Source organism: Microbulbifer mixtoriginis (SeqCode) (assembly GCF_052467515.1).
The window spans coordinates 3,012,222-3,035,702 of sequence record NZ_CP174314.1 but is presented as its reverse complement, the minus strand read 5'-3'; the positions used below and the strand labels follow the sequence as shown (position 1 = coordinate 3,035,702).

The window sequence follows — 23,481 nt, the reverse complement described above, 5'->3', positions numbered from 1 at the left end:
TTAAAAGATGGACTCCTATCAACTGGTACGGTTCCACCAATTGTGGTTTAAAGAGTATTTTTTATTGATTTCGTCGCGGGAAGCTAAAAATTTTCACTTCTTATGTGCCTGTTTTGTGGTTTGGTGAGCACAGGAGGGTTCCAAGAGGAACACTTCTGATGGCCTGAAGTGAGAGACCTTTTGCACTGGGTGACAGAGCGTTTAGATATAGAGCGTTATGGCCCACCGATCACTTTGGTTGCTGTTCAGAATTGATGATGGTGGCCTCACTACTGATCTGTGAATTGGCCAGCTTTATTCGTCACTCGCTGGCCTGCACTAGCCGCTATCCACCATTTATCCCAACCATCTACGGCCTGTCCATCATGGATACCACTCATCACTTGGGCTGGAGACAACAACTCGTGTTGCTAAATTGCTTCTATCAAGTTGGAGGTGATGATGAAAAGGAATACTTTTTGGCTGCTGTTGATGATGTCTTTGGTGGGTGAACTCAATGCTCAGTCACTTACTCAGCAGTGGGAGTTGGCAATGGCTGTTAGCGCTAAGAATCAATCGAAAAGTGCCATCTTCGATTCTGGGTCAGGTTATGAGCGCCAAGTTAAATTACAAGGTGCGCTGCAGGTATCGGACTGGGAAGGACAGGTTTCCATGCTGCATGAGGCAGGTAGTGGCGCTGGTGAGGAATCAGAACTTGTTGTGGAAGAGTTATTTTGGCAGGGGGATAGGTTCGGGTGGGACCTGCTTGCAGGTAAGCGTCGCCTGGATTTTGGTGTTAGCTACGCTCACAGACCTTTGGATCTATTCCTGCCTATGGAGCGCAACCCGGTATCTCTGCGGGCTGATGAGGGCGTTGCTGTCGTATCAGCCAGCCGCTTCACAGCAAGTGGAGAGCTGAGCCTGATGTTGGTTGATGCTAATGCTAGTCAACTTATTAATGAAGAGCTTCCGAGAGGTTTGGCTGCACGTTGGTACCAGCTGAAAGGTGTGAGTGAATGGCAACTGCTCGGTTACCTGGATGATCAGCGTGGTTTGAATATCGGCGCCAGCTGGGTTACGACCTATGGGGAGTCTTGGGAGTTACATAGCGAAGGCCGTTACCAGCAGCGTTATCGTCAATGGCTAAAGCCTGGTTCTCCAAGAACTGGCACTTTACCCCGAGAGGGAGAACAGAGCGATGGCTGGCAGGCTCTGTTGGGCATGACCTGGACCCATAACGCAGGGCATACAATCATCGCTGAATACTGGTTTGATAGCAGGGCGTGGCATACTCGCGATTGGCAAAGGCTTGCAGACAATACCAGCTGGTACAGTGAACAGGGGGAAGGATGGGATGCTACCAGATATGCTTCTGCTGCAGCTTTTTTAAGCGAAGCACGCAATCGCCATAACCTGATGATGCACTGGAACTTATCTAATCACAATTACAATCCCAAATTGGATATTTTATATTCCCCTGGCGATAGAGGCATGGTTTTGACTGCTGGTATTAACCATGAAATGAAGGGCGATTGGACTCTTGGCGCATCAATAAGGTATTTTGGCGGCGCTAAAAAATCATATTTTACACAATTGCCTAATGAAACCCTTGTTACTTTGACTGCGAACATGAAGATATAAAAGGAATCATGGTGAAGTTGCTCAGTGAATATTTACGTATATTGATTCTTTGTATTGTTGTGGCCCTAATCACTAAAAAAGTGTGGGGAGGGAGTTACTCTCTCAACTTTGGTATATCCCTAACCTATGGCTTTGTTGCTTTTTCTACGCGCAAGCTTATGCTCCACCTAAAACCGAACTGGCCACATGTACTCAAGTATGCAGTAACCATTTCGGCAACGACGGTGTTGGGTTCTATTAATGTTTGGTGGTGGGTCTCTGGCTTTGGAGTTTTTCCTGCGGTTAATGCCCTGATTTACTCACTAATTCTGGCTATCTTTTTGACGACTTTACTCTACCAGTTTTATCTCAATCGTGAACAGTCCCACAAGCTGGAGACTGAGCGCAAGGAAGCAGAGTTACTACAGGCCCAGCAACAAAAAACTCTGGTGCAAAGCCAGCTGAAAGTATTACAAAGTCAAATAGAACCTCACTTTCTGTTTAATACATTGGCCAATCTTAAGATGCTGATTAGGCACGATCCACAGAAGGCAGAGCTACTACTGGACAATTTTAGCGATCTTTTGCGCTTTAGTTTGAATAAATCGCGTTCTGACTATGTGTCCCTGAAAGATGAACTTCGCAGTCTTGAAAGCTATCTGGCTATTCAGCAAATTCGACTGGGTGAGCGCTTGCAGTATAGGGTCGAACTGGCAGAAACCGTTAACCCTTCAACGGAAGTTCCGCCCCTATTAATACAGCCATTGGTGGAAAATGCTATTTTCCATGGTATTGAGCCTTCACAGAAAGGAGGGCTGGTCTGTCTCAGGGTGGCTACGAAAGCTAGTCAGTGGATCATAGAAGTGGAGGACAGTGGAATTGGGTTGCAGGCTGCAACCAATAAGTCAAAGTCAAACAAGCACAATGGTTTGGCTTTAAATAATATCAAGGAGCGTCTTGCCACTCTATACCAGGAAGAAGGCAAGCTGCAGATAAGTAGTAATCAACTGGGCGGGGTTACCGCTAGATTGGAGTTTCCATGCGCGCAATAATTGCCGATGATGAACCCTTGTTGCGTCATCATCTGGATAAAATGTTGGCTGATGTTTTTCCGGAACTGGTGGTGGTTGGTAAAGCAGCTGATGGTCAGGAGGCATTAACCCTTTGCCAGCAAGAACAGCCTGATGTCATTTTTCTCGATATCCGTATGCCGGGTTTGGACGGTATTGCGGTTGCTGCCGCGCTTAACAAGCTGGAAATCAAACCCGTAGTGGTCTTCATTACTGCCTATGATGAATATGCAGTAAATGCTTTTGAGCAGGAAGCCGTAGATTATTTGTTGAAGCCCATTGATGATGAGCGACTTCAGCTAGCTTGTGAACGTATCAAGAAGCGTCTGGAAAGTAGAGCGGAAGAGCAGGCGCAAGTGAGTCCGAATATTGCGGCTTTATTGCAGCAACTCAATGTCGGTAAGCCGGAATATCTACGCTGGATCAGGGCTAGTAGGGGAGAGGATGTACACCTAATCTCCTGTGATGAAATTTCGGCTTTTGTCGCTGAGGACAAGTACACCACTGTTTACTCAGACCAGGGCCAGCATATTATACGCACACCGCTTAAGGAATTGATGGCGCAGTTGGAGCCTGATCTTTTTTGGCAGATACACCGATCAACGATTGTCTGTATTAAGCGAATCGATAAGATTAACCGAGGGCTGACGGGCTCAGCTACGGTAATTATGGATGATGGGCAAAAGTTTTCTGTGAGCCGTAGGGCCGCAGCAATGTTTAAATCTATGTGAATGTATTTTTTGTTTGTTACATAGAGAGAATAAATTTAAGGTGGTAAGGCGAATTAATTATAACCGGTTCACAGTAAGCGCCGGTTCTTAATTGTCCTAACTAAGAATGACATGGAGTCACGATGCAAGATTATTACTCTTCCACAGAATTAAGAGATTTTGCCAGTGCTTTATTCCAGCGTATGGGGCTCGCTAAGGACAGGGCCGACATAATCGCTAATGTATTCTTGCAGGCAGACTTGCTCGGTTTCACCACCCATGGCTTGCACCGGGTTGTGAGCAATTTAGAGTGGTTACAAAGTGGTGAGTCCAAGCTTAATGGTGAACCCAAAGTGTTGTCCGATAGGGGTAACTGCTTTAACTGGGATGCACAATTTTTACCTGGTCCCTGGGTGCTTAGCAAAGCCATTGAACAGGCATTATCACGAGTATCTGAACAGGGTGTTGTTACCGCTATTATTCGCCGCAGCCAGCATATTGCCTGCCTAGCTGCCTATTTACCTCAGGTAATCGAAGCGGGTTATGTGGCGATTCTAACCTGTTCAACTCCGGGAGAAAATACTGTATCGCCTCAAGGGGGAATTGATCCATTGTTCTCTGCGAATCCCCTGGCATTTGCGGCTCCGGCCGGAGATTACCCTCTGTTGTTTGATGTGAGTATGTCTATCACAGCTGGTGCCTATGTGTCACGTGCAAAGCGAGAGGGTAGGAAAATGCCTTCCGCTTGCCTTAAAGATCATAATGGCAAGATTTCTGATGATCCCTCGGCGTTCAAAGATGGTGGTAGTATTTTACCGATTGGTGGTGCTGATCACGGTTACAAGGGGGCGGCACTAAGTGCGATGTTGGAGGTGTTGTCGATGGCACTTGGAGGCTATGGCCGTGGCGATGATTCAGCCAAACACGATAAAGAGGCCAACTCGGTTTTCTTACAGATAATTGATCCCCAGGCTTTTGGGGCAAAAGCAGACTTTCTTCGTCAAACCATTGCTTTAAGTAACCTCTGGGAGCAAAACCGCAGTGATAGCGGTGAGCCTGTAAGAGTGCCTGGCCAGCGTGCTTGGGCGAATCGAACACGGCAATTGCGTGATGGGGTAGAGTTATATCCCTCTATTATCAAGGATCTTCAGCCCTGGGCTGAAAAATTACAGGTTCCCCTTCCCTCTGTATTAACTAAGAGCTAATTTTTACTGACAAATTCATTCTCTTAGAGTGATCACCTTAGTTACAGCAAAAGCATCAGCTCAACACTACATTAAAGACGAAACCCTTGGTGCGCCTGATAGTGTGACGGTGGGGACGTTAAGAGGATGTAATAAAAAAGAGTGGCTCAAGGGCTGATATTTGTAAGGATGTTATGAGTGAGCATGGAAAGTTGATGGTGAACATCTTGCATAATCACCCTAGTGGGTCTTATACATAAAATGCTGAACCACCTAAGTTGGTACATATTGCGGGCTTATCTTCTACTTTCTAAAATTGTTGTTGAGCTGCTAAGAGGTTGTTTGCCTGATTCTTTGATTTATAGGGTCTTTGCATGAGGAATGTGTTGATTTTGGCTGTAGCTCTGTTGATTTTTCAAAAGTGGGATAAGATAGCGCTGTATTTTAATCCGCTTCCGGATTACGCCTCTCTGCGGCCGGGTGAGGTTATTCTCTACGCTACCGAATGGTGTGGCTATTGCCAGAAATCACGTGAATTGATGAGAGAGCACAATATACCATTTTATGAGTATGATATTGAGAAGTCCCAGCAGGGCAGGTTTCAGTATGATCGCCTAGGTGGTAAAGGTGTTCCTGTCTTGCTTATCAATGGAGAGGTAATTCACGGATATAATGCTAAAAAAATATTAAGTGCTTATTCAAACGCTCAGAGTACAAGCTTTTTGTAATTAAGGTTGAGAATGATAATAAAAAAATCGTTTCGTACAATAGCCCTTGCAATTACTATGGCTGTGGTATGTAGCTGTTTAGGATTCAGCTCTATAGTAGTTGCAAATACTATTAGCACCAAACTGGAAAAGAAGGGAAATGGTAACTGGTTTGTTACCTTTGTGTCAGAAAAGCCAATAAAGAAGCTCGCCTTTAAAAGCTCTCCGGATAACTCAAGAAGCAAGCGTTGGGTTCCTACTTCTAACGGGTATCAGTTTGAGTTTGTTGATGAGGTAGAGAGTTTAGTGCGTGAGGACGGTAGTGCCTTTACAGAAGCTACTTTTCATCTTACCCCTACTTATACGGCCCTCCCCAAGGAATATGCCCCTTTCTCCCCGTTTTCGGATGGAAGTTATTTATTGCATACGGGGAGATTTTTTGCCTGCGCAGATTCTTGTCAACCTAGCCTAAAGAAGTGGTATTTGACGATTGTTGCTCCCGAGTCTGACAATATTATCCTGCATGGCAGGATCTATCAGGGAAGTATTGAGTGGGCGGCTTTCGATGAAGGCAGCAAGGTCTATATTGGTCATGGAGAACCGATACAGAGTGATCACTTTGTAAGTGTGATCGATGAACTTCTACCAGAGAAGCTGCAACATCAGATGAGCGCTCAGTTGCCTGAGTTGATGGATTTCTTTGCTGATAAAATGGGCACACTTGGCTATAGGCCCGCGTTGTTTGCTTCTTTTAGTTCTACAGACGATGGTCGACATGGTCATCAAGGTGGAACTCTGCCAGGCCAGATATTTATGCATTGGTATGGTAAGAAGTCTGTTGTTGAGGCAATTGATGTCGATGAATTGTTTTGGCTTTTTTCCCATGAAGTTGCCCATTTATATCAGAGAGAGGGCGCAGATGTTATAGATGCAGCTGACTCCTGGCTTCATGAGGGAGCGGCTGATTATTTTGCCGGTTTGGCGTTCGAGAGTATCCTTTCTAAGGGTTATCTGTCACAGAAGATTAAGCAAGCAGAGCAGAAATGCCTTGCCAGCCTGGGGGAAAATCCGGTTTATCTGGATGCGTCACGTAAGAATCCACGCATTCACTATAATTACGGTCTTCTGATTATAAATGCGATAGATACATACCTGAAAGAGCAGGGCTCTATTTCTATTTATGAATTATGGAATCTCTATTCTTCAAAGATTCCAACTGAATCACCAGCCGGGGCGGCTCAATTTTTGTTTGCAGCCAAGCCTTATCTACCGTCAGCAATGGTTAAAAATTTAGAAAAATTAAACACCCCTGGCTTCTCTGCCTTAAAATTTATTAGCAAGTTGATAGCTGACAATACCTAAGAATCAATTTTTCAATACTATGGCTTGCTTACAGATGGGTGAGTTTGGGCTTACCCTCTCAATATGTTGGGCCCAATATTTATGTATGTGTTCGCGCTGATTTGATAGGTCGCTTAGGGACAATATCAATTAACTGGTTCTTCTGTACCACCTCCTGGGAAGTAACTTGCCAAAATAGTTTACGCCTCGCCATTTACCACTTATCTGTGGCTTCTAACTCCATTCAGCCCAAAGATTTCCCGTTTATCCCTCTCCTTCCCCTTTTGTCGCACGATCAAGACCCCCTCCATAACCAGCACTAATCTGCTCCCAACCTAAACGCAAGGAGAGAAATCATGAAGAAGATTATTGCAGCGGCACTGATTCAACTGGGTATGTCTACTTCCGCTTTTGCTGCAGTGGATGCGCAGTTAGAAGGACTATATAACAAGGCGGCGCAGCAGGGTGGGGATGCTATTGAAGTTTCTTACGAGGCTTTCAAAGTTGCCCAGCAGCAAGATCCCACAGACCCTGCAGCCCTATTCTACCTGGGTGCCAGTGAGACTCTGATGGCCAAGGAGAGTTGGTTGCCTTGGAAGAAGGTGAGCTATGCAGAAAATGGGATCGCCCGTATGGACAAAGCCCTATTGATGTTGGAGGAGCTTGAAAATCCTGGCCGCTCGGCTAGGGGGGTGCCCCGGGATTTGCTTTTTAAAGGGATTGCGGCGACCACTTTTACCAAGGTACCTGCTTTTTTCAATGCTTTTGATCGAGGATTTGAGCTCTATGGGGAGCTGATGAATGATCCGCGTCTGTCGCACATGCCGGTACAGGCAGTGAGTTGGATCTACTGTGGTGCCCTGGAGGCTGCGGATTTGGGTGAAAAGTCAGATCAGAAAAGTGAATGGCAGGTAAAGGTCAATACAAGAGGGGCTCTGGCACTTTGTAAGCTGGATATTGAGTAGTAATTGGGATTGGAGAAAGACCGATGTTGCAGCTGACACATATAGAAAAGACCTATACGACAGGTGAAATAAAGCACCAGGCTTTGCGAGATGTCAACCTGGCCATTCGCCCCGGTACTATGGTGGCCCTCTGTGGGCCTTCAGGCTCCGGTAAAAGTACCATGCTAAATATCTGTGGCTTATTGGACCAAGATTATTCCGGTGTGGTGCATTTTGCCGGTGAATTAATGACCAGGGACTACCAGCAGGCAATGAAGATACGTCGCACTCAGATGGGGTTTATCTTTCAGAAATTTAATTTGGTTCCGGTGATGAGTGCCTTTGAAAATGTCGCCTACCCATTACAGCTCAATGGTGTGAATTCTGCAGAGGTAAAACAGCGGGTAATGCAGATGTTGGATTATGTGGGTTTGGCCAAGTTTGCCCGATATCGCCCCGACCGCCTCTCCGGCGGTCAGCAACAACGGGTGGCGATAGCTCGAGCACTGGTGCACAAGCCCAAATTGGTGATAGCTGATGAGCCCACCGCTAGCTTGGATAGTGTAACGGCTCAGCAGATTATTGAATTAATGAAACACCTTGGCAGGGAACAGAAAACGGCCTTTATTGTGGCCAGCCACGATGATCGTATGACTCAGCACTGTGACAGAGTGATCAATTTACAAGACGGTGTGATTTTGCAGGAGGAAGCCCCATGCGTCGCTTAAAACTGGCAGTTTTGAATTTATTACGCAACCGCCGCCGCAGCCTTTTGACCGTCGCAATTGTCGCTATTGTAGTGATGGCTCTGATGACTTCCGGGGGCTTTGGTCTATACACCTATAAATCCCTGAAAGAAGGCGCCGCACGCAGTCAGGGGCATCTGGTGTTTACCCAGCCGGGATATTTCAATAGCGATGAAGAGTATCCATTACAAAATGGCTTGGAAAATGCCGACGAATTGAGAAAGCGCTTATTGACCGATAGCCAGGTTAAGGCGGTACAACCACGTATCTATTTGAATGGCTTGATCTCCAATGGAGATAAGTCGACCATATTTTTGGGACAGGGGATTTTGCCGAGCGAGTTTCGGGTAAAAGGGCCTTTCTTAAATATGACCGAAGGTGGCATTCTGAGTAAGAATGAAGATCCTACCGATCCGCAGATTATGCTGGCCAAGGATCTGGCCAGAAATCTGAATGTAAAAACCGGGGACTATGTCACCCTGATGTCGACCACTGTAGATGGGGCGCTTAACGCACTGGATTTTAAAGTACAGGGTGTTTTTGGAACTGGTGTTCCTGACATGGATAAGCGTCAGGTGTATCTCTCGATAAATTCTGCTCAGTTTATTCTCGATAGTGAAAAAGTCAGCACCATGCACCTGTACGGCTATGAGCTGGAAGACACCGAAGTATTAAAGGCGCGTCTGGCTGAGCAGGCTCCCGAGTTGGAAATTACCACCTGGGAGGATCGCGCCTTCTTTTACCAAGGGGTGAAAAGTCTTTACGACCGAATTTTTGGCCTGATGGGCGTGATCATGGCGATGGTGATTTTTGTTTCTCTCTTCAATACCTTGGCGATGTCGGTTACAGAAAGAACCCGTGAGATCGGCACTCTTTCCGCATTGGGTACGTCCCGCGCCGAATTACTGCTGGGCTTTGTGTTGGAGGCATTGGTGTTGTCCCTGGTAGGAGCGATCGTGGGCATCTTGCTGGCAGCTGCGGTGAGTATGGGTTTGATGGTGTTTGAAGTCACCATGCCGCCCCCTCCCGGTAAAACTGAGAGCTATCCCCTGGTGGTGTATTTCTCATTGAATCTTGCTTGGATGATCTCGTTAGCAGTAGCGGCAATCTGTGTTCTGTCTTCCTTTATGGCAGCGCGCAAAGGTGTAAACAAACCGATAACAGAGGCATTGGTACATGTATAAGTTAGCGAAACTAAAAACTGCTTGGAAAGTTTTGGGCAGCGCTCTGGTAATAACAATGGCTCCAATGGCATTGGCCAATTCACTCAATACCAATAGTGGGGCCAGCAACGAGATTATCTACACCACGCAGCAAGTGGAGAGCATGCTTGCCAAAGCCGATTTTTACCGTCTGCAAGAAAATTCCGCGCGAGTAGTCACTGAGGTGCGGGTCTACAAAAATGGCGAGCTGGACAGTATGGATAATTACCATGTGTACACCCGCCCACAGCGCAAATCTCTGGTGGTATTCAAAGGCAAGGGAGAGGAGGGCACCAAGATGTTAATGCTGCAGGATAACTATTGGATGCTGATGCCGCGCAGCCGCCGCCCTATACGGATTACACCCATGCAAAAATTGTTGGGGGGGGCATCGGTGGGCGATGTGGCCACACTCACCTGGAGTGAGGATTATCAGGGCGTTTATGCCGGGCAGGAGACATTACAGGATCAGCTGGTAAACCGTTTGAGCCTTACCGCTAAAACCAAGGGGGCCAGTTATCAGCGTATTAACTTGTGGGTGGATAGCAAAAGTAATTTTCCGGTAAAAGCCGAGCTTTACCTGAAATCCGGCAAGTTGGCCAAGATTGCGCACTTTACCCCGGGGCAAAGAGAGGGACGGCAGGTAGTGGCGGAAATGCGGCTGCAGGATACGATCAATACTGGCACAGAGACACGGGTTATTTATGAGAGTGTCCAGGCCCATGATTTGCCGGAAAAGTATTACAACCCGGCTTACCTAAGTCGCCAGTCAACCGCTGAGCTTTAACGAACTTTGCAGCCGCTATTAAGCGGCTGCAATAGCTTTTTGGTTAATGATTTCCTGGGGTGACTCCAACTCCTGGGAAAAAATGGCTTCAATAGCCTCAGCCTCGCGCAGGCGTTTAAGTTTCTCAAAAAATACCTGGGCCTCTGGAAACGCGAGCTTGAGATAGGCCAGCCACTGTTTGATCCGGTTACCCAGATACTTGGCCGGGTAGACTTCCCGGGTAATTTGATAGTAACCCCAGAGTAACTCGACAATTTGTGGCCATGCCATCGGCTGATATTCTACCCCGGCGCAGAAGGCCTTGATTTGCAGCCCCAAATCAGGCCTTGCCAACAGGCTGCGGCCAAACATAAAGGCTTGGCAACCGGTTTGCTCGTGGCAGCGCTGAAATTCCGCCAGTGTCCAGATATCGCCATTGGCGACTACTGGAATCTGCAGTTTTTCCCGAATCTCACCGATATATTCCCAGTAGGCCGGGGGCTTGTAGCCATCGACTTTAGAGCGAGCGTGAACCGCCAACTCATTGGCTCCACCGGCGGCTGCGGCCAGGGCATTTTCCATATAGGTAGAGCGGTCGTTGAAACCCAGGCGGATTTTCGCGGTGACAGGGATGTGATCCGGTACGGCTCGGCGCACAGCGCCGACAATCGCCTCTACCCGATGCGGGCTTTGCAATAGGCAGGCGCCCCCATCGCTGTTATTGACCGACTTGGCTGGGCAACCAAAATTCAGATCGATCGCCTTTGCCCCCACGGCAACGGCTTTGGCGGCATTGATGCCCATGGCCTCGGGATTGCCGCCTAGGAGTTGCAAGCGTACCGGGACATCATTGGCCGTTTTGGCGCCCTCCAAGAGCTCCGGGCACAGACGTGTAAAAACCCGACGGGGTAGGCGGGTATCGGTAACACGCACAAATTCGGTTACACAGATATCGACTCCGCCAATCATTGAAAGCAGTCTGCGCACATGGTGGTCGATAACACCTTCCATGGGGGCCTGGTAAATCTTCGGCTGCAGGGAAATTGTCTTATCGGTCATAAAGTTGGAAATAGGAAAAATTGGTGTGATGGTTGGCGCATATTCTATCAGCAAGTGATCGCTATTCCGTAACAATGATCATTCGGCTGGTAGTTTTAATAGGAGATTTGAACTCAAATTCGAGCGTGTTTGCACCAATAAAGGGTGCAATGAACCATGCGCCACCGTTGCCACTGAAACCATTAAGTGTTTGATTTTAAAAGCAACTTGTATTGATAATAGAAAATTGACTGCACTTCCATGCTGCAGAAGAACCCTCCGGCAGTAGATAGTATGGTTACTTGTCGGGGTGGAGCCGCCAACGAGGTTGTATTTGCCCTACTTGAAGACTAGATTGCCGGGCGTAAATGGGTTGCCAGCCAGGCAGGTTTCCAATTAGATCACTGCGCTCAGTCGCAGAATTTTGGGGATTGCAGTTGGGGTGGCTTGGTGTTGGTCAAGCTGGGAATTGTGCGGAAGTTTAGCGGTGCTGTTTGGCAGTTTTTATAGGCACCCAAGTATAGTGGCTGCTTAACATTAAACGGCCACAGGCCGAAGAATAATCGCCCGGATATTAACCTTGTATTATCCGAAGGCTTAGGGGGATACAGAGTGCAAGATACGCTACTTCAACAGGGGTTGGATATTACCCTGTTCGGTATGGGAATTGTTTTTACCTTCCTGCTGTTACTGGTGATAGGCACCGGTATCATGTCCCGAATTATTACTCGCCACTTTCCCGAAGCGGAGCCCGTCGCCACTCCGCCCGCTAGCGGTAACGATGACAATGCCCGCTTGCACGCCATTATCAAGGCGGCCATCGAACAACATCGAAAAAAACGTTAATCGCCAAATTTCGCTTCATTACAACATCCAATAATTTCTGCCGAGAGAGATAACCCATGACTGAGGTTAAAAAGCCATTGGGGATTACCGATGTAGTCCTGCGTGACGCCCACCAGTCACTATTCGCCACCCGCCTGCGACTGGACGATATGCTGCCGATTGCAGTAAAGCTCGATCAAGTCGGCTTTTGGTCGCTGGAATCTTGGGGGGGCGCCACCTTCGATGCCTGTATTCGCTATCTCGGCGAAGACCCCTGGGAGCGGATTCGCGAATTAAAAAAAGCCATGCCCAACACCCCGCAGCAAATGTTGTTCCGTGGGCAAAATATTCTGGGATATCGCCACTACGCCGATGATGTCGTAGAAAAATTTGTTGAGCGTGCCGCGGTCAACGGGGTGGATGTCTTCCGCGTATTCGATGCCATGAACGATATGCGCAACCTGAAGACGGCACTGGCCGCGGTAAAAAAACAAGATAAGCACGCTCAGGGCACTATCTCCTATACGGTGAGCCCGGTACATACCATGGACTTGTGGGTAGAGCTGGGGCGTCAGATTGAGGATATGGGGGCGGACTCCATTGCCATTAAGGATATGGCCGGCCTATTGCGCCCCTACGAAGGCTACGAGTTGGTAAAGCGCCTTAAAACAGCGGTGGATATTCCCATCCATCTGCATTGCCATGCGACCACGGGTCTTTCTATTGCCACCGCACTCAAATGTATCGAGGCGGGCGTCGACAATGTGGACGCAGCCATCAGCTCCATGTCCATGACCTATGGCCACAGCCCCACGGAAACACTGGTTGCCATGCTTGAAGGTACCGAGCGGGATACTGGCCTGGATATCCATCTGCTCGAAGAAATTGCCGCGTATTTCCGCGAGGTGCGTAAAAAGTACGCGAAATTTGAAGGTTCCCTTAAAGGCGTGGACTCGCGCATTTTGGTGGCCCAAGTGCCCGGTGGCATGTTGACCAATATGGAAAACCAGCTGCGCGAGCAGGGTGCCGGTGAGCGCCTGGATGAGGTACTCGAAGAGATTCCCCGCGTACGCCAGGATCTTGGATATATCCCCTTGGTAACGCCCACCTCACAAATTGTAGGCACCCAGGCAGTATTAAATGTGCTGACCGGTGAGCGCTATAAATCTGTCTCTAAAGAAACGGCAGCAGTTTTGAAAGGGGAATATGGCGCGACCCCTGCCGAAGTGAATCAGGAGCTGCAGGTGAAGGTGTTGGAAGGCGCAGCGCCAGTGACCTGTCGCCCTGCGGATTTGATCGCTCCAGAGTTGGACAGGCTCACCTTGGAGTTACAGGAAAAAGCCGGGGCAGAGGACATTGCCCTGACCAATGGCGAAGGTGAAATTGACGATGTGCTCACCTATTCACTCTTCCCACAAATCGGCCTCAAGTTCCTGAAAAATCGCGGCAACGCCGATGCCTTTGAGCCAGTGCCTACTGGCAACGAAAATGCCGCAGTGAAAAATGACAACGGGGAAGAGGTGTATACGGTCACTGTGGAAGGCCAGAGCTACACCGTGACAGTGGCCGATGGTGGCGATCTGACCAATATTGCCCCGGTAGGTGCGGCCGCCCCTGCAGCCAGTCCAGCCAGTTCGGTTCCAGCCACTGGTGGTGAGCCGGTCAATGCCCCCCTAGCGGGCAATATCTTTAAGGTGATGGTGATGCCTGGTGACAAGGTCAGCGAAGGCCAGGCCATTATTGTGCTCGAAGCCATGAAGATGGAAACCGTAGTGAGTGCGCCGCGCAGTGGCAGTGTTGCCAGCGTAGCGGTAAAAGAGGGCGATTCCGTGGCGGTGGGTGATGCCCTGCTGTCTATCGCATAGATTGGGGTAGGAGTCGCAAGTGGATAATTTACTCACGCTTTGGCAGTCCTCCGGCATCGCACAAATGATGCCGGGGCAGCTGGTCATGATCTTTGTTGGATTGGGGCTGCTGTTTCTGGCTATTCGCAAAAACTTTGAGCCACTGTTGCTGGTGCCAATTGGCTTTGGCGGTATCCTGGCCAATATTCCCGGAGCAGATCTGGCGCTCTCTGCAGCAGAGACCGCATTGGCCCAGGGAAATGCAGCAGTTCTTGCCCAAATGGCCCAGATCTTGGGGTTGGATACTGTTGCCAGTCTCGAGGATTTAAAAGCAGCCCTGGGTGCTGCCCCGGCTGCGGTGCAGCTACAGGCCGCAGAGTTTGCCAGCGATGCCGGTTTCAGCAACGGCATGCTGTATAACTTTTATTCTGTGGCTATTGCTTCGGGTGTCGCGCCGTTGGTGATTTTTATGGGGGTGGGGGCCATGACCGATTTTGGCCCGCTGCTCGCTAACCCGCGTACCCTGTTCCTGGGTGCGGCGGCACAGTTCGGTATCTTTGCCACTGTACTGGGTGCTGTCGGACTCTCAGTTGCGGGGATTATGGACTTCTCCATCGCCGATGCTGCAGCCATTGGTATTATCGGCGGTGCAGATGGCCCCACAGCAATCTATGTTTCCAGCATTTTGGCCCCTGATTTGCTAGGTGCGATTGCGGTAGCAGCCTATTCCTATATGGCATTGGTGCCGATGATTCAGCCACCGATTATGCGTGCACTCACTACAGAGCAGGAGCGCAAAATCGAGATGGTGCAGCTGCGTCATGTAAGCAAGCGTGAGAAAATTACCTTTCCGCTGTTGCTGTTGATTCTGGTTGCCCTGTTTCTCCCCGCTGCAGCTCCGCTGTTGGGAATGTTCTGTTTCGGTAATCTGATGCGTGAGTGTGGTGTGGTGTCGCGCCTTTCGGATACTGCTCAGAATGCGTTGATCAATATCACCACGATTTTCCTAGGTCTCTCGGTCGGTTCGAAACTGGCTGCAGATAAATTTCTCGACCCAAAAACTCTGGGAATCCTCGCCCTGGGTATCGTGGCCTTTGCCATTGGTACTGCCGCAGGGGTATTGATGGCCAAGCTGCTCAATGTATTCAGTAAGCACAAGGTAAACCCACTGATCGGTTCTGCCGGTGTATCTGCCGTGCCCATGGCTGCACGGGTATCCAATAAAGTGGGGCTCGAATCCAATCCGCACAACTTCCTGCTGATGCATGCTATGGGCCCGAATGTGGCTGGGGTTATTGGCTCTGCGGTTGCTGCGGGAGTCATGATCAGCATGGTACGCAGTTTAACCGGCAGCTGACTTGGCCCACAAAAGCGATTCCTGATAAGGCGAACTTCAGTTCGCCTCTTTTTCTTTGATAAAACTTAAAGTGGAATATGGCTGTATTTGCAAGGTATTTGTCAGGAATATCTATTTACCTGTTTATTTTTCGATGGACAGGCAAACAAAATACGGCTCTCTAGCTCCCTGAATGCTTTTAAATGGCTTCTAACTACATATTCTCTCAAGAGCTGCGTTGGTGGTATTAATGGGTGCTCGACACGATTCATTTTGAGTTAAGGTTTTTTGCGCTATATTCCTTCCCGATTTTGGCTTGTAATAAGAAATTTTACTGGAAGTAAGACCATGCGTAGTTTGCCACTTTTAATTTCCCTTGCTCTGTTCTCCTCTCCTGTACTGGCCCACGACAATCATCGCACCGCTGAAGATTTGCACGAGATTAAAAGAGAGATGATAAAACTTCGCAAAGAAGTACATGCCCTGAAGGATGAAAATCAAGAGGCGGATGAAATGCGCAAACTCAAGAAAGAGGTTGTCAGGTTGCGCAAAGATATTCGCTCCATGCAGGATCTGATTGTGGATCTACAGGCCCTGGTAGAAGGTCAATCTAACAATGCCCAACCAGATGTCGTTCTCCATCCAGTAAAGGAACGCCCCAGATGGGCCTGCTATATGAAAGATATGCGGGCTGGCGGTATGCACTCCAAAGGCTTTTCTGAGGTAGAGGCCAAAGGCAAACTACTGGAAACCTGTTCTACTCGGGGCGGTGTTTGTTTTGAAAATAGAATTACCTGTTCAGCTGAGTAATACTAGGTTCACTAGAACTTAAGAAGCTCGGGGAGAGATCTGAGCTATTTCTAAGGAAGCTTTGCTGGCCAATGAAGTATACGTCGTTTTAAGGACGAATTTCAGTGTAGGGTGGTGGCTATATATTTCTCTGTATTAGGATTCAAGGCTTTTCGACCGGTAATAATGTTTACGTTAACTTATACTGTAGTGCTTGGTTAAATCAGGAGCGTGAGCTTTGATTTTTGTTGAATTTTTTGTTTTTGGCTTAAAATTATATTTTTTTTGAGTCAAGTAATTTTGATATGTGATTTTTAGATACACCAGATTCTAGGTCTGGTGTATCTAAAACGTTAACTTTCAAATGTCTTATTGCCCCTCAACTGTAATCAATAACGTACCCGTAAAAGGCCCATCTTGTTGTCTCATATCCCATTCTGAGAATGGGATATCAATATCAAATCGTGCATTGTCATTAAAGCAATTACTTGCCTGTATTCCCTGCCCGGGCAGAGGTATACCAGCCATTACCGGTTGTGCTGGCCCACCAGTGCTGTTGGCATAGGCTACATTGTACGAAATTGGTCCTGTGCCATTACTACTCTGTAAGAGAAAGGTTGGGTCTGAGCCCACATTGGCAAATGTGATGCTAAAACTACCAAAGCCACTTGCTGCAACACAGAAGGTATCTGATCCCATTGCATCGGTTCCGGGCATTGGATCTGCAATAGTGACTGGATCTACATTCTCGATGATTATGAAATCAGAAAATGTCAAAGTGATCATGCTTGTTTCGCTATCTGTGGCTTGAGATAGCGCGGTGTTGGTGGCTCCCATAGCTAAGCAGGTTGTAGCAATGGAGAGGAACAGTTTAGGGTATTCGGTTTTCAAATGAAGCTTCCTTTAAAAAAGTGACAATTTCATTTAACAATGCCAGTAAAATTTGAGAGTGGAGTAACTTTATTCGGCGGTCACTGTTAGCTCTAGCATTCCTGTAAAAGGTCCATCTCCTTCTCTGCCACCCCATTCAGCAAAGGGGATTTCAATGTCAAATCTTGCGTTATCAAATGTGGGGTCGGGGCATGCGCTTGTCTGAATAAGGTTGCCCGGGATTGGTACATTAGGCGTAACAGGTACCCCTGGTCCTGGAGCAGTGTCATTTTTAAAGAATACGTTATACGAGATAGGTAGGGTCCCAGTTACCGAAGGCATCAGAATAAAATCAGGGCCTGTAGCAGCCGGATTTACAAAATTAATACTAAAAGTGCTAAATCCAGTACCGGCAACACAGAAGAAGTCTACACCTACAGCCGGGTCCCCAGGCGTGGGATCTGCAATGGTGACGGGGTCAACAAAAGCAATATCAATATTTTCCGTAAAGGTTAGCGTGATCATGCTGGTTTCGGAGTCTGTGGCTTGAGATAACGCCGAAGTGGAGGAGCCAAGGGCTATACCCGCAGTAACTATTGATGCCATTAATTTTGCAGTGAAAATCTTCATTTTAAACTTCCTTATAAAAAATAATATAGGGCTCGAAGCGCTAAAGCTGGATTCGAGACATGTATAGTCGGAGTGATTCTGCCTAAAAATGATAGCTGTAAAGAGGTTAAAGGTTTATTGAAGTTGTGTTTTTGTGAGTGATTTAGGAAGGTTTTACTATTGGTTGAGAGTGACTACCTATGTCTTTTGATATATTTTCATTTGCCATATTAAATGGATTTTTGTGTTTCTCCGATTTTTACCACAGGGGGTGATTGCGTCTCACCCTCTAAGGAAAGCTGTCAGTAGGCTATTTGAAGGGTTTTAGTGCCTGATTTTGAGACGTAATCTATGTAATAAAAATTTCTTTTTAGCCATCTGAAAATGATGCGGCCCTTGCTGATTGCCTAAGATTTAATGGGCACTAAATCCTAGCCAATGATAGAGGGCCGCTCAATCCGAATTTATTTAATATGCGTTTATTCTGCTTCTACTGTAATTACCAGCATGCCCATAAATGGAGCATCACCGGCTCTGCCTTCCCATTCTGCTGGGGGAATTCTAACGTCAAATCTTGCATTATCATCTGCACAATTATTGGCTTGGATGGCATTGCCTTGTAGGGGGACTCCTGCCGTAACCATGGTGCCTTGTCCCTGAGTACTGTTTGAGAAGAAAACTTCATAGGTCATTGGGCTTGCACCGGCAACACTGGGCTGGAGGAAAAAGCTGGGATCTGTGCCTGCATTAGCAAATGTGATACCAAAGCTGGTGAAGCTGCCAGTTCCTGCAACACAAAAAACATCCGATCCCGCTGCAAAATCTCCAGATCCAGCTGGGGGGGCTTGGATGGGTACATTATCTACGTTTGCTATTTGAATGGCGTCCATATAAGTCAAGGTGATCATGCTTTGTGCACTGTCAGTTGCTTGAGATAGTGCAGATGTCGCTGAACAGAGTGTCAGACTAAATAAAGCGGTTGATAAAAATGTCTTGGAGGTGAAAAGGTTCATCAGATACTTCCTTGCGTAGAAAACAGCAGCACTTCTGTTGAGAAAAAACCAAAACACATGGCAAGCCTAGAAGCTTGTTGAGGTAGCCTTGGTCTAAAAATAATAGTTGTTAATCCAAGGAATAAGTTGAAATGGGCGGTTTCTATGTTATGTTTGGAGGCAGTACCCTCCTGGTGAAAAATTATTTGTATGGGTTTATATGCTCAGTGTTTATACCTAATAACTTTGGTATTTATTCTGATTCCACAGTAATTAATAGCCTACCCCTAAATGGAGCCATGCCTGCAACAGGTTCCCACTCTGAAGCGGGCACTAGTACGTTGAAAAGCGCATTGTTATTCATGCAGTTGTTTGCTTGAAGTGTATTATTTGTGATAGGTACGCCAGGTAAAGCTGCAATTGGAGCCCCCCCTGAGGTGGCATTTTGGAAAGAGACCTGATAGTTCAATACTGCTCCTTGCCTACCTCGCAGAATAAATGGTGTTCCGGTGCCTGTGCCTAAGCCTGTAAATATAATACTGAAGGCTGGGAATCCATCGCCGGCAACACAGAATAAATCTGTGCCTTGGGCGGGGGCCCCAGGAGTTGGGTTGAGATTTATATCGTCTACATCTTCTATTGTAATGAACTCATTGATTGCAAATGAGATTAAGCTTTGTCCGCTACCTTGAGCCTGCGAGAGAGAATATGGTGATGAGGTAGCTATGAGAATAAATAAAATCGCCAGTATGACACTTTTTAGAATGTGGAAACTCATTGGAAATTCCCTTTAGTAAGAGTAAAGATATCGCTGTTATATTGATGGTGAATAATAGATAAGCACAGGATTCAGTTAATGATGTGCGCCTCTAGAGTTTTTGCTGGTTGCTTTTTGAGGGTTTTGGATGGGTTGTTTTAAAGTCGTGCCTTTGAAATTTTTGATAATTGCAGGCAGTTTTATTAATATTATTCATGTGGGTCTAATCCAATGATTTTTTTGGTTAATGGTTGCATCAGAGATAGACCCTGATGCAACTAATGCCAACTGGTAAGGATTACTCTGCAGTTACCATTATCTGCAGCAGGCCAGTAAATGGACCATCGGCCTCTCTGCCTGTCCATATTGGGCCAGGAATGACAATGTCAAATTTCGCATTATCATCTGCGCCTGGGGTTGCACAGACACTTGCTTGTAGAATATTGCCTGGAATAGGTACAGCAGGCGTTACCATCAAGCCCGGTCCAGGAGTTAGGTCATTCTTAAAAAAAACATCGTACATAATTGACGGGGTCGCGTTGGCGCTTTCCAGCAAAAAATCCGGGCCAGTAGCAGCTGGGTTAAAAAATTCAATACTAAAGGTGCTAAAACCAGTGCCGGCAACACAGAAAAAATCTACCCCTACAGCAGGATCCCCAGGTGTAGGATCTGAAATGGTGACAGGATCAACGAAAGCAATGTCAATTGTTTCCGTAAAGGTCAGTGTGATCATGCTGGTTTCGGAGTCTGTGGCTTGGGATAGCGCTGATGAGGAGGAGCCAAGCGCTATCCCGGCAGCGACTATAGAAGCCAATAGTTTGGGAGTAAAAACCTTCATTTGAAACTTCCTTGTAAAAAACAATGACGCTTTTATTAAAGCGCCAAAGCAATTTATGAGATTGATATAGTTCAGAGTGCTTTGGCCTAGAAAATGATAGTCGTTAAGTTGGAAATATCCTGTAGGAAGCTTGCTGTAGTAGGTGATTCGGGAGGGATGTACTAATTATTGAGAAAGATTTCTTATTGCCTTTGTGTGCTAGATGATTGATAGGTTTTAATCTTATTGCAATGATGTTTTATCTGATTCTAATGTTGAGGTAAGGTGTTCCTGGGGGGTGAGGTTAAATTAGGTCAGTTTCACAATGGGTCAAGCTTTAGTGTAACGGATCAGAATCTGCAGGTTTGTCGTACGCTAGGCGTCGAGTTTTGTATTTTCAGAGGCAACATCTACTTGCGGATGCCATAAATTTGCTTCTGCTAGTGAGGTCGAAGTAAGGGAGCTTCCCAGTGGAGTGGCTTCGCTATAGACCCTACCACCACGTTGTACCCTTGCCCAACTTAGTTTTTCCTACTTCAGCTTTCAATTTTTGATGAAACAAAGTTGCCATATAAAAAGATTTATTCCCAGTTAAGCAGAATGCTTTGATCGAAGTGTCTGAGAAGCTTCCACCAAGCCCTCAATCAAGCGGCTTACTCTTCCCAAAACTGGAGTCTTCTCCAGCAAGTATTCAGAAAGGAGATCCCTTCAGTTTGCTCCTGAGTGCAAGGTCCACAAGACAACTTTAAGCCAAACATGGATGTTAATGGGTTTACAGCTTTTAATGCTTCAATACTGATGAATGATCAGGCAGATGCGTAAAAGTCTGTTACTGTGAGTGATGTATCCGGAGTGGATGCTGGCTTGAGAGAAATGTATTTAGATTATTTTGTGGTTTTTCTTAAGGTTTTTCTGGCGGTTTTAGATAACTGTAAGAACACTCTTCCGTTGAGCTCACCTTTCTCTTTGTTAGTGGTTGCACCAGAAAGAGATCCTGATGCAACCATAAATAACTGCTGAAATTATTCAGCAGTTACCGTTATCTCTAGTAATCCCATAAAAGGCCCATCCCCCTCTCTACCATTCCATTCCGGGAATGGGATCTCAACATCAAATTTTGCATTATCATCTGTGCTTGGAGCCGTGCAGGCACTCGCCTGTAATGCATTTCCTGGAATAGGTACATCGGGTGTGACAGGCAGCCCAGGACCAGGGCTTAGGTCATTTTTGAAAAAAACATTGTACATAATAGGTCCTGATCCGTTGGCGCTGTTTAATAAGAAGTCTGGACCTGTAGTGGTTGGGTTTACAAAATTAATGCTAAAGGTGCTAAAACCAGTGCCGGCAACACAGAAGAAATCTAAACCTACTGCCGGGTCTCCAGGTGTGGGATCTGCAATGGTGATATTGTCAACAAAAGCAATATCAATCATTTCCATAAAAGTCAGCGTAATCATGCTGGTCTCGGAATCCGTAACTTGAGACAGCGCCGATGTTGAGGAGCCAAGGGCTATCCCGGCGGCGGCTATAGAGGCCGATAGTTTGGGAGTAAAAACCTTCATTTGAAACTTCCTTGTAAAAACAATAACACTTATATCAAAGCGCCAAAGCCGGTTGCACGAGAGATATAGTCAGGGTGCTTTGGCTAAAAAATAATAGCCATAAAAAATAAAAGGTGATGTTTCCTTTGTGTTTTTTAGAGTTAAATCGGGAAGTATGTACTATTGGCTGAGAATGCTTTCCTATTTTTAAATGTGTTTGCTTGCCTGCTTAATGACTTTGGCTACGGGTTAGATATAGTGTTTAGGTAAGGTGGCAAGCGGGTAGGAAAGGTTTACTAGCTTATAGGAGAGGTTTCTTATTCTTTTGAGCTTCTTGGGATAATTTAGAATGTGATGTATTTAAGAGGCATTAATTGGTGTATTGAATTCAAAGAGTCATTTCTTTGGCGGTTCTTTACTGAAGTGCTGGTTAAGTAGCTGAAAGAGCGCCTTGCGACTGGCGGTGTGATTGTTCACGCTGGAACCGTGCTTCTGGAAGTACTCTGGAAAAAGCCGTGCGACCTGTTGTTGTGACCACTCCAGGTGGAACTGTAAGCCAAGTATGTTTTCTCCATATAGAAATGCCTGGTTTGGGCAGAGCGCAGAGCTGGCTAGGTGCTTGGCGTTTTTAGGGATGTCAAAAAAATAGCTGTGTGCTTGGAATACTTTGTTTAAGGTTAGGGTCTCAGGTGTTGTCCAGTGGACTGGGTACCAACCTAGTTCTTCCTGCTTCATTGGCTTGATATCGGCACCTAGTGCATGAGCTAGAATTTGTGCACCAAGGCAAATGCCCACAATGGGGACTTGCCGATTAACAATGCTTTTTACCCAGTGTATTTCATCGGCAAGCCAAGGTAGAGAGATTTGATCTTCTACGTTCATCATCCCTCCTAAAATAATCACTCCACTAAAGCCCGTATCGGGTAATATTGAGATCTGTGGGTTGATAAGAATTGTCGGAATCTGGCGTTGACTTGCCCAATCTGCAATATATCCAGGCCCTTCATGTTCTTCATGCTGGATAATAAGAATTGGCTCTTGCATTTTATTGGAAGTCCTGTGTTTCCAAATAAACTTGTCGACGAAAAGCAATACCTGCTTCTTTGAGAGCTTCAGGCCAGTTTTTTTCTGAAATAGGAAGTTTACTGCCAGTATCTATGGATTTAGGTGCAGTTGCTTTTGCTGTAACTTCCACGATTTGGTCAAAACTTGGCGGGGAAGCTATTTCGTGAATAAGCAGACTCGTTTCGTCCAGATGCACCAAGCGGTAATGGCCATTCTTTTTACGGGAGAGTGGTAGGTCTAATAGCTTGTCGGTTACCGTGAATTCTATCGAGCTAAGCAGAATTTTGCCTTTTCGCTCAAAGTGGCCATCAAATACTTCGCCACTAAAGAGGCCTAACTTACCGTTGCGCAAATGGTTTAAAGAGAAAACTTCAGGCTTGAGAGAGATAAGCGGCGTGTTCTGGGCCAGATTCATCATTTCTTTTTTATTTTCAGATTCCATAGCAAGAATAAGCTGATGTCCGTGGCGTTTGCCGTGAAGAGGCATATGCGATGCAATGAGTTGCCCGTTAACTGAAAATAACGCCATTCCATGAGAGCCAATGGAGTCGTCTGCATAACTGATTGTGGAGGCCATGGTTAAGACAGCTGCGATAGTAATACTGCAGAGCCTATTAAGCGTGATCATAAATTATTCAGCTCCTGATCTTTATGGGTTAGCGGCAGGGTTTCCTATTGAGCCTCTGTGTACTTGGCAGCAAGCGATTCTAGACGTACATTAGTTACGAA

At 46.7% G+C, this 23,481-nt stretch carries 24 protein-coding genes; 15 read left to right on the top strand and 9 right to left on the bottom strand.

The genetic code is table 11. From position 1 onward, the window contains the following. Positions 1 to 257 precede the first annotated feature (257 nt). The 11 genes from ACJJIT_RS13070 (at position 258) to ACJJIT_RS13020 (ending at position 10,290) form a co-directional block, all read left to right on the top strand. The gene (locus ACJJIT_RS13070; protein WP_444898661.1) at positions 258 to 491 is read left to right on the top strand and encodes a hypothetical protein; all 234 of its coding nucleotides are present in this window, start codon (positions 258 to 260) and stop codon (positions 489 to 491) included. Further along, positions 442 to 1,620, top strand: coding sequence for a hypothetical protein (locus ACJJIT_RS13065; RefSeq protein WP_444898660.1), 1,179 nt, complete (start codon positions 442 to 444; stop codon positions 1,618 to 1,620). Before ACJJIT_RS13070 ends, ACJJIT_RS13065 begins: the two co-directional genes overlap by 50 nt. 11 nt (positions 1,621 to 1,631) lie before the next feature. Further along, positions 1,632 to 2,651 (top strand): sensor histidine kinase, encoded by a 1,020-nt coding sequence (locus tag ACJJIT_RS13060; protein ID WP_444898659.1) that lies wholly within the window; start codon positions 1,632 to 1,634, stop codon positions 2,649 to 2,651. Continuing rightward, positions 2,639 to 3,400 carry a LytR/AlgR family response regulator transcription factor gene (locus ACJJIT_RS13055; protein ID WP_444898658.1) on the top strand — a complete coding sequence of 254 codons (762 nt, stop codon included), beginning with the start codon at positions 2,639 to 2,641 and terminating at the stop codon, positions 3,398 to 3,400. Before ACJJIT_RS13060 ends, ACJJIT_RS13055 begins: the two co-directional genes overlap by 13 nt. Positions 3,401 to 3,522: 122 nt before the next feature. Next, on the top strand, positions 3,523 to 4,584 hold the full coding sequence (locus tag ACJJIT_RS13050) for an Ldh family oxidoreductase (protein ID WP_444898657.1): 1,062 nt from the start codon (positions 3,523 to 3,525) through the stop codon (positions 4,582 to 4,584). A gap of 353 nt (positions 4,585 to 4,937) precedes the next feature. Then, positions 4,938 to 5,291, top strand: a complete 354-nt coding sequence (locus ACJJIT_RS13045; protein ID WP_444898656.1) for a glutaredoxin family protein — start codon at positions 4,938 to 4,940, stop codon at positions 5,289 to 5,291. Between the two features lie 12 nt (positions 5,292 to 5,303). After that, positions 5,304 to 6,632 (top strand): hypothetical protein, encoded by a 1,329-nt coding sequence (locus tag ACJJIT_RS13040; protein WP_444898655.1) that lies wholly within the window; start codon positions 5,304 to 5,306, stop codon positions 6,630 to 6,632. A 335-nt stretch (positions 6,633 to 6,967) separates the two neighbouring features. Then, positions 6,968 to 7,576 (top strand): hypothetical protein, encoded by a 609-nt coding sequence (locus ACJJIT_RS13035; RefSeq protein WP_444898654.1) that lies wholly within the window; start codon positions 6,968 to 6,970, stop codon positions 7,574 to 7,576. Positions 7,577 to 7,599: 23 nt separating this feature from the next. Further along, the gene (locus ACJJIT_RS13030) at positions 7,600 to 8,283 is read left to right on the top strand and encodes an ABC transporter ATP-binding protein (RefSeq protein ID WP_252085248.1); all 684 of its coding nucleotides are present in this window, start codon (positions 7,600 to 7,602) and stop codon (positions 8,281 to 8,283) included. Further along, on the top strand, positions 8,271 to 9,485 hold the full coding sequence (locus ACJJIT_RS13025) for an ABC transporter permease (protein ID WP_444898653.1): 1,215 nt from the start codon (positions 8,271 to 8,273) through the stop codon (positions 9,483 to 9,485). Before ACJJIT_RS13030 ends, ACJJIT_RS13025 begins: the two co-directional genes overlap by 13 nt. Then, complete coding sequence (locus ACJJIT_RS13020) at positions 9,478 to 10,290, top strand: outer membrane lipoprotein-sorting protein (protein WP_444898652.1); 813 nt, start codon at positions 9,478 to 9,480, stop codon at positions 10,288 to 10,290. Before ACJJIT_RS13025 ends, ACJJIT_RS13020 begins: the two co-directional genes overlap by 8 nt. A gap of 18 nt (positions 10,291 to 10,308) precedes the next feature. Here the strand turns inward: ACJJIT_RS13020 and ACJJIT_RS13015 are convergent, their stop codons facing one another. Next, the gene (locus tag ACJJIT_RS13015) at positions 10,309 to 11,328 is read right to left on the bottom strand and encodes a tRNA dihydrouridine synthase (RefSeq protein ID WP_444900918.1); all 1,020 of its coding nucleotides are present in this window, start codon (positions 11,326 to 11,328) and stop codon (positions 10,309 to 10,311) included. Between the two features lie 591 nt (positions 11,329 to 11,919). Here ACJJIT_RS13015 and ACJJIT_RS13010 point away from each other — a divergent pair. The 4 genes from ACJJIT_RS13010 to ACJJIT_RS12995 all read left to right on the top strand — a co-directional run bounded on the left by ACJJIT_RS13010 (position 11,920) and on the right by ACJJIT_RS12995 (position 16,122). Then, the gene (locus ACJJIT_RS13010) at positions 11,920 to 12,153 is read left to right on the top strand and encodes an OadG family protein (protein ID WP_252085251.1); all 234 of its coding nucleotides are present in this window, start codon (positions 11,920 to 11,922) and stop codon (positions 12,151 to 12,153) included. Positions 12,154 to 12,209: 56 nt separating this feature from the next. Beyond that, complete coding sequence (gene oadA / locus ACJJIT_RS13005) at positions 12,210 to 13,997, top strand: sodium-extruding oxaloacetate decarboxylase subunit alpha (protein WP_444898651.1); 1,788 nt, start codon at positions 12,210 to 12,212, stop codon at positions 13,995 to 13,997. 19 nt (positions 13,998 to 14,016) lie between these two features. Continuing rightward, on the top strand, positions 14,017 to 15,333 hold the full coding sequence (locus tag ACJJIT_RS13000; protein WP_444898650.1) for a sodium ion-translocating decarboxylase subunit beta: 1,317 nt from the start codon (positions 14,017 to 14,019) through the stop codon (positions 15,331 to 15,333). 327 nt (positions 15,334 to 15,660) lie between these two features. Further along, positions 15,661 to 16,122 carry a hypothetical protein gene (locus ACJJIT_RS12995; protein WP_444898649.1) on the top strand — a complete coding sequence of 154 codons (462 nt, stop codon included), beginning with the start codon at positions 15,661 to 15,663 and terminating at the stop codon, positions 16,120 to 16,122. A gap of 348 nt (positions 16,123 to 16,470) precedes the next feature. Here the strand turns inward: ACJJIT_RS12995 and ACJJIT_RS12990 are convergent, their stop codons facing one another. The 8 genes from ACJJIT_RS12990 to ACJJIT_RS12955 all read right to left on the bottom strand — a co-directional run bounded on the left by ACJJIT_RS12990 (position 16,471) and on the right by ACJJIT_RS12955 (position 23,380). After that, on the bottom strand, positions 16,471 to 16,992 hold the full coding sequence (locus ACJJIT_RS12990) for a hypothetical protein (RefSeq protein ID WP_444898648.1): 522 nt from the start codon (positions 16,990 to 16,992) through the stop codon (positions 16,471 to 16,473). A 69-nt stretch (positions 16,993 to 17,061) separates the two neighbouring features. Continuing rightward, positions 17,062 to 17,601 carry a hypothetical protein gene (locus tag ACJJIT_RS12985; RefSeq protein WP_444898647.1) on the bottom strand — a complete coding sequence of 180 codons (540 nt, stop codon included), beginning with the start codon at positions 17,599 to 17,601 and terminating at the stop codon, positions 17,062 to 17,064. A 458-nt stretch (positions 17,602 to 18,059) separates the two neighbouring features. Then, positions 18,060 to 18,593 carry a hypothetical protein gene (locus tag ACJJIT_RS12980; RefSeq protein WP_444898646.1) on the bottom strand — a complete coding sequence of 178 codons (534 nt, stop codon included), beginning with the start codon at positions 18,591 to 18,593 and terminating at the stop codon, positions 18,060 to 18,062. A gap of 232 nt (positions 18,594 to 18,825) precedes the next feature. Next, complete coding sequence (locus ACJJIT_RS12975; protein ID WP_444898645.1) at positions 18,826 to 19,350, bottom strand: hypothetical protein; 525 nt, start codon at positions 19,348 to 19,350, stop codon at positions 18,826 to 18,828. 277 nt (positions 19,351 to 19,627) lie between these two features. Continuing rightward, positions 19,628 to 20,062 (bottom strand): hypothetical protein, encoded by a 435-nt coding sequence (locus tag ACJJIT_RS12970; RefSeq protein WP_444898644.1) that lies wholly within the window; start codon positions 20,060 to 20,062, stop codon positions 19,628 to 19,630. 1,106 nt (positions 20,063 to 21,168) lie between these two features. Beyond that, positions 21,169 to 21,708 (bottom strand): hypothetical protein, encoded by a 540-nt coding sequence (locus ACJJIT_RS12965; RefSeq protein WP_444898643.1) that lies wholly within the window; start codon positions 21,706 to 21,708, stop codon positions 21,169 to 21,171. Between the two features lie 375 nt (positions 21,709 to 22,083). After that, positions 22,084 to 22,731 (bottom strand): type 1 glutamine amidotransferase, encoded by a 648-nt coding sequence (locus ACJJIT_RS12960; RefSeq protein ID WP_444898642.1) that lies wholly within the window; start codon positions 22,729 to 22,731, stop codon positions 22,084 to 22,086. Position 22,732: 1 nt separating this feature from the next. Then, positions 22,733 to 23,380, bottom strand: a complete 648-nt coding sequence (locus ACJJIT_RS12955; RefSeq protein WP_444898641.1) for a hypothetical protein — start codon at positions 23,378 to 23,380, stop codon at positions 22,733 to 22,735. Positions 23,381 to 23,481 lie beyond the last annotated feature (101 nt).

Coding starts and splice junctions, on each gene's coding strand:
- ACJJIT_RS13070 (WP_444898661.1), top strand. CDS start 258: ATGGTGGCCTCACTACTGATCTGTGAATTGGCCAGCTTTATTCGTCAC.
- ACJJIT_RS13065 (WP_444898660.1), top strand. CDS start 442: ATGAAAAGGAATACTTTTTGGCTGCTGTTGATGATGTCTTTGGTGGGT.
- ACJJIT_RS13055 (WP_444898658.1), top strand. CDS start 2,639: ATGCGCGCAATAATTGCCGATGATGAACCCTTGTTGCGTCATCATCTG.
- ACJJIT_RS13050 (WP_444898657.1), top strand. CDS start 3,523: ATGCAAGATTATTACTCTTCCACAGAATTAAGAGATTTTGCCAGTGCT.
- ACJJIT_RS13045 (WP_444898656.1), top strand. CDS start 4,938: ATGAGGAATGTGTTGATTTTGGCTGTAGCTCTGTTGATTTTTCAAAAG.
- ACJJIT_RS13040 (WP_444898655.1), top strand. CDS start 5,304: ATGATAATAAAAAAATCGTTTCGTACAATAGCCCTTGCAATTACTATG.
- ACJJIT_RS13035 (WP_444898654.1), top strand. CDS start 6,968: ATGAAGAAGATTATTGCAGCGGCACTGATTCAACTGGGTATGTCTACT.
- ACJJIT_RS13030 (WP_252085248.1), top strand. CDS start 7,600: ATGTTGCAGCTGACACATATAGAAAAGACCTATACGACAGGTGAAATA.
- ACJJIT_RS13025 (WP_444898653.1), top strand. CDS start 8,271: ATGCGTCGCTTAAAACTGGCAGTTTTGAATTTATTACGCAACCGCCGC.
- ACJJIT_RS13020 (WP_444898652.1), top strand. CDS start 9,478: ATGTATAAGTTAGCGAAACTAAAAACTGCTTGGAAAGTTTTGGGCAGC.
- ACJJIT_RS13015 (WP_444900918.1), bottom strand. CDS start 11,328: ATGACCGATAAGACAATTTCCCTGCAGCCGAAGATTTACCAGGCCCCC.
- oadA (WP_444898651.1), top strand. CDS start 12,210: ATGACTGAGGTTAAAAAGCCATTGGGGATTACCGATGTAGTCCTGCGT.
- ACJJIT_RS12995 (WP_444898649.1), top strand. CDS start 15,661: ATGCGTAGTTTGCCACTTTTAATTTCCCTTGCTCTGTTCTCCTCTCCT.
- ACJJIT_RS12985 (WP_444898647.1), bottom strand. CDS start 17,601: ATGAAGATTTTCACTGCAAAATTAATGGCATCAATAGTTACTGCGGGT.
- ACJJIT_RS12980 (WP_444898646.1), bottom strand. CDS start 18,593: ATGAACCTTTTCACCTCCAAGACATTTTTATCAACCGCTTTATTTAGT.
- ACJJIT_RS12975 (WP_444898645.1), bottom strand. CDS start 19,350: ATGAGTTTCCACATTCTAAAAAGTGTCATACTGGCGATTTTATTTATT.
- ACJJIT_RS12970 (WP_444898644.1), bottom strand. CDS start 20,062: ATGATCACACTGACCTTTACGGAAACAATTGACATTGCTTTCGTTGAT.
- ACJJIT_RS12965 (WP_444898643.1), bottom strand. CDS start 21,708: ATGAAGGTTTTTACTCCCAAACTATCGGCCTCTATAGCCGCCGCCGGG.
- ACJJIT_RS12960 (WP_444898642.1), bottom strand. CDS start 22,731: ATGCAAGAGCCAATTCTTATTATCCAGCATGAAGAACATGAAGGGCCT.
- ACJJIT_RS12955 (WP_444898641.1), bottom strand. CDS start 23,380: ATGATCACGCTTAATAGGCTCTGCAGTATTACTATCGCAGCTGTCTTA.